The sequence below is a fragment of the Clostridium paridis genome, from assembly GCF_016765615.1.
GTDB classification, from domain to species: domain Bacteria; phylum Bacillota; class Clostridia; order Clostridiales; family Clostridiaceae; genus Clostridium_T; species Clostridium_T paridis.
Genome location: NZ_JAESWA010000022.1, coordinates 613,191 through 626,033 on the forward strand (window position 1 = coordinate 613,191; position 12,843 = coordinate 626,033).

The 12,843-nt window shown below is 30.6% G+C and carries 8 protein-coding genes and 1 tRNA gene; 1 reads left to right on the forward strand and 8 read right to left on the reverse strand.

The features are described from left to right. Positions 1-136: 136 nt before the first annotated feature. The 5 genes from JK634_RS10845 to JK634_RS10865 all read right to left on the reverse strand — a co-directional run bounded on the left by JK634_RS10845 (position 137) and on the right by JK634_RS10865 (position 8,950). Positions 137-2,572, reverse strand: a complete 2,436-nt coding sequence (locus JK634_RS10845; protein WP_202767665.1) for an HD domain-containing phosphohydrolase — start codon at positions 2,570-2,572, stop codon at positions 137-139. 29 nt (positions 2,573-2,601) lie between these two features. After that, on the reverse strand, positions 2,602-4,296 hold the full coding sequence (locus tag JK634_RS10850; RefSeq protein WP_202767666.1) for a methyl-accepting chemotaxis protein: 1,695 nt from the start codon (positions 4,294-4,296) through the stop codon (positions 2,602-2,604). 331 nt (positions 4,297-4,627) lie between these two features. Continuing rightward, positions 4,628-5,404, reverse strand: a complete 777-nt coding sequence (gene gpmA, locus JK634_RS10855) for a 2,3-diphosphoglycerate-dependent phosphoglycerate mutase (protein WP_202767667.1) — start codon at positions 5,402-5,404, stop codon at positions 4,628-4,630. Between the two features lie 236 nt (positions 5,405-5,640). Beyond that, the gene (locus JK634_RS10860) at positions 5,641-8,046 is read right to left on the reverse strand and encodes a glycyl radical protein (protein WP_202767668.1); all 2,406 of its coding nucleotides are present in this window, start codon (positions 8,044-8,046) and stop codon (positions 5,641-5,643) included. Between the two features lie 4 nt (positions 8,047-8,050). After that, complete coding sequence (locus JK634_RS10865) at positions 8,051-8,950, reverse strand: glycyl-radical enzyme activating protein (RefSeq protein ID WP_202767669.1); 900 nt, start codon at positions 8,948-8,950, stop codon at positions 8,051-8,053. 195 nt (positions 8,951-9,145) lie between these two features. On the opposite strand from JK634_RS10865, the gene JK634_RS10870 reads away from it, so the two are divergent. Next, the gene (locus JK634_RS10870; protein ID WP_202767670.1) at positions 9,146-9,907 is read left to right on the forward strand and encodes a DeoR/GlpR family DNA-binding transcription regulator; all 762 of its coding nucleotides are present in this window, start codon (positions 9,146-9,148) and stop codon (positions 9,905-9,907) included. A gap of 119 nt (positions 9,908-10,026) precedes the next feature. Here JK634_RS10870 and cutA read toward each other — a convergent pair whose 3' ends face one another. The 3 genes from cutA to JK634_RS10885 form a co-directional block, all read right to left on the reverse strand. Then, the gene (gene cutA / locus JK634_RS10875; RefSeq protein ID WP_202767671.1) at positions 10,027-10,359 is read right to left on the reverse strand and encodes a divalent cation tolerance protein CutA; all 333 of its coding nucleotides are present in this window, start codon (positions 10,357-10,359) and stop codon (positions 10,027-10,029) included. Between the two features lie 166 nt (positions 10,360-10,525). Then, a tRNA-Leu gene (locus JK634_RS10880) sits at positions 10,526-10,610 on the reverse strand. A 115-nt stretch (positions 10,611-10,725) separates the two neighbouring features. Beyond that, positions 10,726-12,828, reverse strand: a complete 2,103-nt coding sequence (locus tag JK634_RS10885; RefSeq protein ID WP_202767672.1) for an SPFH domain-containing protein — start codon at positions 12,826-12,828, stop codon at positions 10,726-10,728. Positions 12,829-12,843: the final 15 nt, after the last annotated feature.

The window sequence follows — 12,843 nt, forward strand, 5'->3', positions numbered from 1 at the left end:
ACCATATTTTCCCATATAATTATATTATATAAAAGTAAAATTTATGTAAAAGTTCACGATAACAATATTTTATATCAAAAATTTAAGGATTATCCCAAAGTAAATATAAATTCACTTTAAGATAATCCTTTATAAACTAGTGTATTTTATTTTCATTTATTAAATCAATAAACTCTTGCACTATATATGGATCAAATTGTGTTCCCGAACATCTTCTTAATTCCTCAATAGCAAATTCAACACTTAGTGCTTCCTTGTAAACTCTCTGATGAGTCATTACATCAAAGGAATCTACAATGTTTATTATTCTTGCTAAAAGAGGAATTTCTTCACCTTTTAGTCCTATAGGATAGCCTGTACCATCATATTTTTCATGGTGATATAGTATTTCATCTGCAATATGTGCAAATACAGGTGTTGATTTAGCAATTCTATAGCCTATTTCTGTATGTGTCTTCATTACATCAAATTCCTCTTTTGTTAAAGATGAAGGCTTCATTAAAATCTGCTCCGGTATTCCTATCTTTCCAATATCATGTAATAGGGCTAGTAATCCAAGTTCATCCAACTTATCTTCACTTAAGCCTAATCTTTTTCCCAGCTTTAAACTTAATATTTTAATTCTCATGGTATGCTGCTCTGTTTCACTATGTTTTTCATGTAACGTCCTTAATAATGAACTTATAGTAGAATTTCTCGAACTCTTATCTTCCATAAGCTTATTACGATACATTCTTTTTTCAGCTAAACACATTACGGCTTCTGTATTAGGATATTCTGTGCTTTTTTCAGCATATCCTAGTGCTATGCTAATATTAAACTTATATTCTTTTTCTTTAATGCATTCAATTTTAATATTATCAATTAATTTTGAAACATAACTTCTATCTTTGTTTACTACGACTATAATAAACTCATCTCCACCCCATCTTGAGATAATATCACTAGTACTACAGGCCTCCTTTAGTATTTTGCTTGCAGTATAAATCAATTTATCTCCCTCTGAGTGTCCAAAAGAATCATTTACTAGCTTTAACCCATTTAAATCTCCCATTATAATGAAATATTTAGATTCTTTATTACCATTTAATTCACTAAAGACATTTTCCATATAAGTTCTATTTTTAATTCCTGTAAGCTTATCAGAATAACTCAAATATAATATTTGTTCTTCATATTTCTTTCTGTCTGTTATATTAGATAAGGTGCTTACTATCCTTATTGGCTTTCCATTTGAGTCTTTCTCTGAAACCTTTCCTCTTTGTGATACCCAAATTATCTCACCAGACTCTTTGATAAATCTAAATTCTTCAGTGAAACTATCTTCTTCACCTTTAATTACTTTGTAGAACTTTTCCTTTAATCTATCAAAGCATTCAGGGTGAATTTTAGAAATATAACTTTTAAATAATTCACTACCATTGTCGCCCTCGTAGCCTATTTCCGCTTTCCATTCTGGGCTAATATAAACTTCTCTACTTTTCACATAGAAATCTAAATAACCATCATTGGTAGCTTCCATTATTATTCTAAATCTATCATCGCTTTCTTTAATATCCTTATAAGCACTATTTAATTCCATTAACATCCTGTTAGTAGAATCTGCTAACTGATTAAGCTCATCCTCCCCACTAAGTTGAATTTTGAGACTGGTATCCTTTGTTTTTGCCACATACTCTATAAAATCAGTCAATTTAGAAAGTCTTTTAAATATTTGCTTGTCTATAACTATATAATCAATAACAAATACTAATAAAATCTGTAGAATAATTCCTATTACAAAAATACTAAAATAGTATTCTTGATAATTGGTTTGCTCTGTTTCTATAGAAAACATAATAGACTTTTCACCAAATACATCATTTTCTATTTTATACGCCTCAAAACTCCATTTACCTTTTTTGTACTTAACTTCATTATTTAAACTTTTGAAATCCTTATAATATATATCATTTGCCACACTTACATTATTAAATACCAGGGATGTCTTTGCAGTTTTTTGTATGTACGTTAATAATTTGTTATCAATTTCTCGAACAAATATCAAATACCCATTAGTATCTGCAGAATTATCTGATTTTGTAACTTTTGACTTTACAACTAAAAAAGCTTTGTTATTTACTAAAAGTAATGGGCTTTTATTACTTCCAATATCCTTTATTTGTTTATTTTTAAGTAAAATCTCATTACTTAATTCCTTTGATATTGCTTTATCGATTCCAGTTTCTTTACTATATACCAAATTACCCTTATTATCTAAGAAAATCATCATTTTCAAATTAAGTGTAACTAGTGTGCTAAAGTCTAAGTTAGATTTTATATACTCGTCATTTTTATCATTAATAAATCCATAGGTATCATCCCAAAAAGCCCAATCCAAAAGCGAACTTTTCAAACTTTCTTCTTCATTGCTTAAAATATAGTCTAATGTTTGAAAGCTTTCCTCTACTTCATCCTTTTTGTGTTTCTCTATGAACCCATAATATGACATGTAAAATACTGCGTATGTTACCAGAAACATGAAGATAAAACTTAAAATAACTACTGAAAAAGTCTTTTGTTTAACCTTCATTCCATCACTCCCTATAATGGATTTTACTTCTAAATTTTAAATCCATTTACTTCTTTTAACAATCTATCCGAACTATCTTTTGTGTAATTTGTTTGCAATACAAGACTATTTGCACTTTGTACTATTTCCATTGTTTTTTCTGCTATATGAGTAGAACCCTGCGCACCATCATTTGCTGCACTTGATATCTCATTTATAGTTTGTACAATATTTTTAATTGAATTTGTTAATTCTTCAGCTGTATTGGAAAATTCTCCAACTAAGTTTTCGATGAAAACTGCATCAGCGCTATATTGTTCTCCAGTTTCAACAAGTGTTTCATAATCCTTTAGAACACTATTATCCATAAATGTAAGCATATTGCTTGAATCTGAAGCTAAATTTTCAACTGAATCAATTACTTGTTTTGTTACCTCTTGTATTTTAGCTGCTGCTTCCTTTGAACTTTCTGCTAATTGTCTTACTTGCTCTGCAACCACCGAGAATCCTCTTCCAGCTTCACCAGCTCTTGCAGCTTCAATAGCAGCATTTAAAGCTAATAGATTAGTTTGAGAGGCAATATTGAATATAGCATCTGAAAGCAAATTAATTTGTTCAATGGATTTGGATTTTTCAATAGAAACTTTCATACTTTCTTGAGTCTTGTCATATACTTCTTTTGCAGCTTTTTGTGAAGAAATAGCTTTCGCTTTAAGTTCCTCTGCTCTCATTTTAATTTTAATTGCAGCGTCTTTTCCATCTTTGGATTTTTCCAGTGTATCTTCTGCTGATATTTTAATCTTAGATGCTGTTTCGTTCATTTCAAATGCTGATGCAGCTGTTTCCTCAAGCCCAGCAGATAATTCTTCTGTAGTAGCTGAAATGCTTTCTACATCACTATGTAACCTTTCAAGCTGATCTTTAGTATTATTTATATTATCTTCTATAACACCAGTTTCTTTTTGAACATTTTCAATAATTTCTTTTATTCCAAATTGCATTCCTTGAACTGTCTTTCCAATAAATCCAATTTCATCCTTTCTACTAATAGCTTTCTCATTCATTGTAATGCTAAAATCTCCTGATTCAAAACTCTTAATATCCTTTTGTACAACTTCTAAATCTTTTGTAATATATTTAGCAATACTTATGGTAATTAAATTACCAATTAATATCATACCCAAGCTTAGTAATAAAATATATATAGCCAATTCTTTTAATTCATTCATTGTTTTTTCATTTGATATTCCAACGAACCACATTCCAATTACTTTACCATCTTTATCTTTTATAGGAGTATAATACGCATCAATAGGAGTTTCCCCTACATTAACCTTACCTTGATATGTCTTCCCTCCATTTATAACTTCTTCCACTACCTTATCACTTGCCTTAGTTCCAATACTTCTCTTTCCACTACCATCTGTGATATTAGTTGTAACTCTAGTATCCTTCATAAAGACAGTAGCATACATTCCTGTCTTATTTTTGATATCATCCACAACTGAAAAGTCTTCATTAATTATAGTATCTCCCTTATAGAGCTTATCACCTTTAATACTCCAATCTCCAGGATATTTGTTACTTAGAGATATTAATCCCATACTTGAAGTCGCATTTAATTCCTCTACCATTTTAGTATTTAAGATATTAGTCACCTTAAAATACATTACAGTTCCTAATGAGATTGAAAATACTAAAAGTACCAAAGAAATAATTAAAGATATTTTCCATTTAAGTTTCATAACACTATCCCCCTTGATTTACATCTATTCCAAACGACTACTCGTTCGCTAGCATAATTTAGTCTTAATGTTTTTTTTTCCAATTATGTAATTTATATTATTATTATCGTATGTTTATCTGCATTTCTTTATTGTTTCTTCTTCATTTTTCTTCTTTTTTCGTCATAATTCTTCTTAGCTATATTTTCCCATAAAAAAGACAGGGATTCCCATATAAAGAGAAATCTCTGTTATAATTAAATAAAGTTAATAAATACAAGTCAGTATTAATAGAATGACTTTTCCCATATATTTCTATTTTTTTAACTGCTTATCTTCTTGCATTGTAGCATTATACTCTTATAGAACTAGCTACCTCTTCTTTTGCAGCTTCTCCTTGTTTTTGAACTGCTTCTTCTGCTTTTCTAATTTCCTCAGGATCTCCTAGGTAATAGTGCCTTATTGGTTTTAATTCATCATCAAGTTCATAAACCAATGGAGTTCCTGTTGGAATATTTAAATTAGTAACCTCTTCATTTGATAAGTTGTCCAAATATTTAACTAATGCCCTAAGACTATTTCCATGAGCTGCTATTATTATATTTTTGCCACTTTTAACTTCTGGTGATATAACTTCATTCCAATATGGTATAACCCTTTTAATAGTATCATTTAAGTTTTCTGTAAGTGGTAGTTCCTCTTCTTTTAACTCACTATACTTTCTTTCATTTCCAGGGTATCTTTCATCACTTTTTGATAAGGCAGGTGGATATACTTCTGAGTCTCTCCTCCACTTATGAACCTGTTCATCTCCATATTTCAATGCAGTTTCTGCCTTGTTAAGTCCTTGAAGTGCACCATAGTGTCTCTCATTAAGTCTCCAAGATCTTTCTACAGGAATCCATAATAAATCTAATTCATCTAATACATACCACAAAGTTTTAATTGACCTTTTAAGCACTGAAGAAAATCCCTTATCAAAACTATAACCCTCTTTTCTAAGTATTTCTCCTGCCCTTTTAGCTTCTTCAACACCTTTGTCGGAAAGCTCTACATCTGACCAACCTGTAAACCTATTTTCTTTATTCCATACACTTTCTCCATGTCTTAATAAAACAACTTTTTTCATAATATTCCCTCCTATCCTCCATAATATATATTTAATCTTTATTAATAACTATTACTATATAATAATTATACATCAAATATTATTATATTTAACCCCCTATATTATCCAAAAACACCTAAATAACATAATTTAAACCATTACTTATCCATTTCATTTCATTTTTCTAAGTTTATTGCCCCTTTATACAAAATATAAAAGCCACTAAAGAATCGTTACTCTAGTGGCTTCTATGACTTTTAAAATCTTTGTTCTGTTCTACTTATAATATCTTCTTGTGTAGTAGGATCTAGTGTTACAAATTGCGCACAATATCCTGCAACTCTAACTATTATATCTCTATATTCTTCTGGATTTTTCTGTGCATTTCTTAAGGTTTCTGTAGACATAATATTAAATTGAATGTGCCAACCCTTAACTGCAATAAAACTCTTAATAAACATTACAAACTTCTCAAATCCAATATCATTATTAACTAGATTTGGAGTAAATCTAACATTTAATAATTGACCACCTGTCATAAGAATATTAGGAAGTTTTGATACTGTATTTAAAACTGATGTCGGCCCCTTAGTATCTGTTCCTTGTACAGGCGAACATCCTTCTGCTGCTGGTGTCCATGCTTTTCTTCCATCAGGAGTTGCTCCTGTTACACACCCCATTGGTACATTAGAAGATATTCCAGATGTAGATAAACCATAATTCCCACCTATTGGACCTTTGCCATACCTTGTATTATTATATTTTGAAATCTCTTTTATATAGGTTTCATATACGTCCACAGCTATGCTATCAACATACTCATTATCATTTCCGTATTTAGGAGCTCCCTCTAATACTTTTCTTATTCTTTCCCCGTTAATTCCTTCAAAGTTGCTATCTAAAGCATCTTTTATTTCCTCTAGGGTAAATACCTTATCTTCATATACAAATTTCTTAAGAGCCGCAAAACTATTAGCTGCATTTGCTAGTCCAACTTGAAGCCCTGAAATTATATCATATAAAGCTCCCCCTTCTTTTATTGTTTTACATCTTTCAATGCAATTATCAATTAGTGAAGAGCAAAATATATCAGGATAATCTAATAGATTTACATCTGCAACTTTATCTGAAACTACTGATAGTTTTGTATAATATTCTATATTCTTCTCCCATGCTTCCCATAGGTCTTTATATTCTTTAAAATCCTTTAATGAACCATTTCCTGAATTAAGAATATATCCAGTTCTTTTATCAAATCCATCATTTAGTGTAAGTTCAAAGGCTTTAATAAAATTAAGGAATGTCATTCCTGTACATCTATACCCCCATTTTCCAGGAACTGCTACCTCAACACAACCTACCATAGTATAATTGTAGGCATCTTTGTAATAAACCCCTTTGTTTAGAAGAGCAGGGATGATTATGTCATCATTATGAAGTGCAGGCATTCCAAAACCTGTAGATATAACTTCAGCACATTCTCTTAAAAACCTTTCTGATGTATTCGCATGAACCCTTGCTGAAAGGTTTGGTTGAGTTAGTTTTGCCTCTCCAACACTTTCTAAAATCAAAAAGCTCAATTCATTTACTGCATCAGTGAAGTCAGAATTAGTTCCTCCAATTGTAACATTTTGATAAGTCGGATATCCTGCTCCATAACCAGAGTGAGAAGTTGATCTTATCTTAAGAATTGAATATAGTTTAATCCATAAGCATTGTAATAGCTCTTTAGCATATTCTCTATCAATTATTCCTTCTTTAATATCCTTCATATAGTATGAGTTTAGGTATTGATCTACTCTTCCAAGTGACGCAGAGTGTCCATTGCTTTCTATCTGTATAACTAAATGAATAAACCAAATCATTTGAAGTGCTTCTTCAAAACTTTCTGGAGCATCTCCTGGTACCTTCTTACATATTTCTGATATTTTAATTAATTCTTTTTTTCTTTTTTCATCAGTTTCTTTTTCACTTAAATCATATGCAAGCCTTGAATATCTTTCTCCAAATTCTATAATGCTTTTATTAATTATTATTATAGATTCTAGAAAAGCTATTTCCCTTAGAGCATCATCATCACTTATATCTATTTTTTCAAATCTTTCTTCTGCTTCTTTTATAATGCCTTTTAATCCTATTCTTAAAGCTTTTTCAAAATCAGGTACTATATGCCCATCACCAGAAGTCATATTACCTTCTCCATGTATAACTTTAATTTCAGAAGCTTTCTTAACCTCCTCAGGAATTACTGCCATACACTTGTCTTTTAAGGTCTTTCCTTTCCAATAACCTATGATTTCTTTTAGTTCTTCTATATGTTCCTCTGGAAGATAAAAGTTATCTCCATCTCTCTTATTGAAATTTCCTTTATCATTAAGTTCAGTTTCCATCCAATCTACTGCATACTCTGGAAAAATTGGTGCTGTTCTTTCCTCTGAGGCTTGGTTACCTACTATAAGTTCCCCTTCTTTAATATAAATGCTCATATTCCTTAAGATTTTTTCTACTGCTTTAGCCCTTTTAATGTATATTGGCTGAGCTTCATTTTCTTTATAAGCTTCAGTAATATATCTTGCACGTTCGATGCACACCATTGGAGTTTGGGATAAAACAGATTCCCTTAACTTTTTAATTCTTTCACTTTTAATTTGAAAACTTTTCATTTTTCTATCCCCCTATAATACATTTTATATTTTCTTCTTCAACCATAGCTTTTAAAGTTTCTATATATCCTAAATCTCTTTTATCTAAATCTTTTAGCTTATATTCCTTTTGCAATCTCTTATATTTGTCCATACCTAATGTGTGATAAGGAAGAATATGAATTTCATTAATATTATTTTCCTTAGCTATTTTAATAGTTTTACTTATATTTTCTTTATCATCATTCAATCCTGGGATTAATGGAATTCTTATAATGATTTGTTTATTTAATCTTGAAAGTTCTTTAAGATTATTTAGTATAACTTCATTAGGTACTCCTGTTAACTCTTTATGACTTTGTGAGTTAGTATGCTTTATATCAAACAAAAAAGTATCTGTAACCTTGCTTAGCTCTTTTAACTTTTCAATTTCTCCGTATCCAGAAGTCTCAACAGCCGTACTTATATAATTTTCTTTGCACATAGTAAGCAATTCTATAACAAAATCAGCATTCATCAGTACTTCTCCACCAGATACAGTTACTCCCCCTAAAGATTGTCTATAAAAAATTTCGTCTTTGTAAACCTCTTCAAAAACTTCCTGAGCTGTCATGTTTTCTGCTACAAATTTCAAGGATGAGGTCGGACAAGATTTAATGCATTCCCCACAAGTTGTACACTTTTTATGATCTATTTTTAACTTCCCATCTACTAGGATTAATGCTTCATCTTCACAGCTTAATATGCATCTTCCGCATGAAATGCAATCAACATCAGAATAATACAATTGATTCTTACCTCTTTGAGTTTCAGGATTGCTACACCAAAGACACCTTAATGGACAACCCTTTAAAAAGACAACTGTTCTAATTCCTGGACCATCGTGAATGGCATAATGTTCAATGTCACAAATTAATGCTTCCATTCTCTCGCACCCTTTCATAAATTATCATTTATTATCATTTATTATTAATTAATATCATTTTACTCTTTAAATATTATCAAGTCAATATATTGTTTATAGACTTTATTTATAATAATCTTTATTTTTTATTTTTTTTAATATACAATAAATGTATTATCAAAATTTATCATTTATTATCACTCAAGGAGGCATTAAATGTTTGCAGAAGAGAGATTAAACGCAATTCTTAGTATATTAGAGGAACAAGGAAAGGTGTATGTTAAAGATTTAAGTGTAAGATTTAACATGTCCGAACCTATGATAAGAAAGGATCTTCAGAGACTTGAGAAAGAAGGAAAATTAAAAAGAACCTATGGCGGAGCCATATTAGAAAGAAAAAAAGCTGAAAGCACTAGTATCGAAACTAGGCTTGTTAGAAATACAGATAAAAAGCACATTATAGCTAAAAAAGCTCTTAATGAAATTAATGATTTGGATATGATTTTTCTAGATATATCAAGCATTAATTATTTGATAGCAAAATTAATTGCAGAAGAAAATAAAAGAATTACTGTAGTAACAAACATGGTAGAGATTTCGACTCTTTTTAATGAAAATACAAACACTGAATTAATTTGCATAGGGGGAAGATATAACAAACATCTTGGTGGAGTTGTTGGTTCTGCTGCCTCATTAGATATTTCAAGATATAGAGTAGATAAAGCTTTTATAGGTAGCTGTGGAGTTAATGTACTTGATAATAGCATAAGTAACTTTGATTTGGAGGAAGGGAACACTAAAAAAGCTATAATTAAAGCTTCAAAAGAAACCTTTATAGTCATGGAAAATACTAAGTTTATTTTTGACGGCTCCTATAGATTTGCTATTTTAGATGATATCAATAATATCATTACAGATGAGCTCCCTGATATGAAAATTTTAGATGTTTTAGAGTCTAAGGATATTAGAGTAATTTAAACTTTATTCTAAATGAATGACTATATTTTAATATAGTGTCGAAAAATAGCCTTAAAATTTCAGGTGAAATTTTAAGGCTATAATTCTAAACATAAGAAATCTTCGAAGTATTTAACTTTCTATTCAAACAATTCATTTACTATTGGAATGATATTTACTAATGGTTCTTCATAAGGATGAATTTCGCTGATAACCTTAATTGCATTCTTAACATATTCCCTTTTACATCTTATCTCTATCTTACATTCCGTACCTTCGCATACCTTACCTACCTCACCATTAAAGGGATTAGAACCTTCTAAAGGTCTCCAGTAACCTCTAACATTTGTTATTGAAACAACATTATCATAATCTCCAATCTTACATGCATTAACTTTATTAAGTTCATCTCGTAATTTTATTGTATATTCTTCTGGAACGTATATTTCGATTTTTACTTCTTTAAATTCCACACTACATCCTCCCTAGCAGCTTCTATTATATTTACCATATTTGTTTCTACTTTAAATATTATCACTGACTGGAAACTTAGTCCATATCACATCAACATAGCTATTTAGCCGTGGTAAAAATGGCCATAAAAAAAGAGAAGTGAATATTAATTCACTTCTCTTTTTTTGGTGCTGATGGAGGGACTCGAACCCTCACGATTTGTGGTCGGTGGATTTTGAGTCCACTGCGTCTGCCATTCCGCCACATCAGCAAGGCACTTAAATATATTATCACATCTTTTATATTAATGCAATATGTACTTATGATTTCATGTTAAAATATAGAAAGAGGATATCTTAAAGTTATTTTAAGACATCCTCATCTTATTATTCTTTAATATCTTTAGTTGTTATAGTTTGCTCACTTTCTTCTCTAACTTCTTTACTTTCCTTTTTGTCTTTGTCCTTTGAGTTTATAGTTTCAATAATGGATTTCTTAATTTCTTCCACTACAATATTGTGGTTTTCATTAGGCTTATATTCAACGCCAATTTCTTTGCTTAGCAATACAGTTAGCAAGCTTTGAACTGCATCTACATGTCCATTTTCCGCACTATTTCCCATAGTAATAACATTCTTAGGAACTATATCAATTCCTGATGTAGCTATTGCTTTTGTGAATTTATCCATTACATCTTGAGTAACTTGATATTGTGGTCCACCGTATGCTCTAACCTGCTCTTCAATAGCTATAGCTTTACCTATACCTACCCTAGCTTCAAGTTCTGCTTGAGCTTCAGCTTCAAATTTAGTTTTATTAGCATTTGCCATAGCTATAGTTTCTATTTTCTTAGCTTCTTGAATAGATCTCTCAAGTTCAGCTTTACCTTGGTTAGCTTGGATTTCAATATTAATTAAAGATTCTGTTTTCATGGTTTGTTGTTTAGCTACAGCTTCTGCTTCCCTTAAGGTTTTTTCCATATCTGCTGCATCTTTCTGACTCTTATAGGTTTCTATTTTTTCTCTAGCTATTTGTCTATCCCTAAGCTGAGTGAGCATATCTTCTATACGAGGATCCTTTTCTCCTGAAGGAGTCCCTACTAATACCTCTTCAAGTTCAAGATTATATTTCTCGAATTTTTCTTTCATAGCCTCAGTTGCAAGTAACTGTATTTCTGTTCTATTTTGAACTAGCTCAATTAAGGTCTTAGTCTGTCCGATATTTTTAAAATAAGTTCCTATTAGCGGATCTAGAGTCTGCTCAACAAGCATCTTAATATCACCAAATCTTTGAATTACTAGTGGAGCTTTCTTATAGTCTATATGAACTACAACAGATAGTGGTAATAATGGTTCAAAGGCATCCTTAGTTATTAAGCTTACTTCCTTTAAATTACTATCATATTGTAATTTACCATTCTCCTTGCTATTCCATTTTAATATAAAGTTTGTAGTTGGAACTGGAAATACCTTGATTGCATATGGATTCAAAGCATATTTACCTGCCATTAATGGTTCTTTCCATACACCTCTTTCACTGCTTGCAACCAATTCTCCATGAGTGTAGGTTATATCAGACTGATCTTTTCCTTTTGCACCTGTAAAAGAGTTAACTACTCCAACATATCCTACATCAATTATTGTCTTTTTAACCAATTCTACTGATGCAAACAGTCTATTTATATAATACTTACCATCAGTAATTACTTGTAATTGTCTACCTCTGTATCCTCCAGCTACTAAGAACTTCTCAATATCCTGAAAATTATTATGATAGGTCTCTTTTATATTTTTGTCATTCCCTACAACTGGAGCTATAATATCACCTTCTGGTAACGATGGACCATCTTTTGTTGTAACAACCCCTACTAGATCACTTTCACCTTCAATAACTATTGGTCTAAATCCATTAGCATATGGATTAGGATTACTCTTATTCCATATATCATTTGCCATTCCCATAACTGATGCTTTATCATCATTTCCAATAGGCAAATAATATATCTGATTTTCAGTAATAATTATAAATTGTGCTGTATTAAAAGCATAAGTACCTTCTCTTAGTATTCCTCTTTGAGGCCCTTTTTGCCCACCATTTTCTAAGAATGCTCTAACACTTTGAAAATTATTGCATGAATCTATTATTTTTCCTAGTGATTGAGATGGCTTTAATGCTTCTCCATCACGAGCAAATACATATCCAATTTGTCCTTGAGGAATAGTAATAAGCTTCTGTCTATGAATTTTGTATTTAAATACTGATCTTAGATGAATTCCTGGTTTTAATAGATCTGGTTGATACCCAGCCTCTCCATTAAGAGAAATAACCGAATTATTATCCTTCTGTCCCTTTTTTCTACCAAGCCAAATTTCTACTACACCTACTTCATCACTTTTGATTATTGTAAGCCCTAATACTCTAAATATTAAAAACCACAATAAGAAAATACCTACAAGACATCCAACTACCCAAAAAATTATCTCTGTCATTTATTCTCCCCCCTT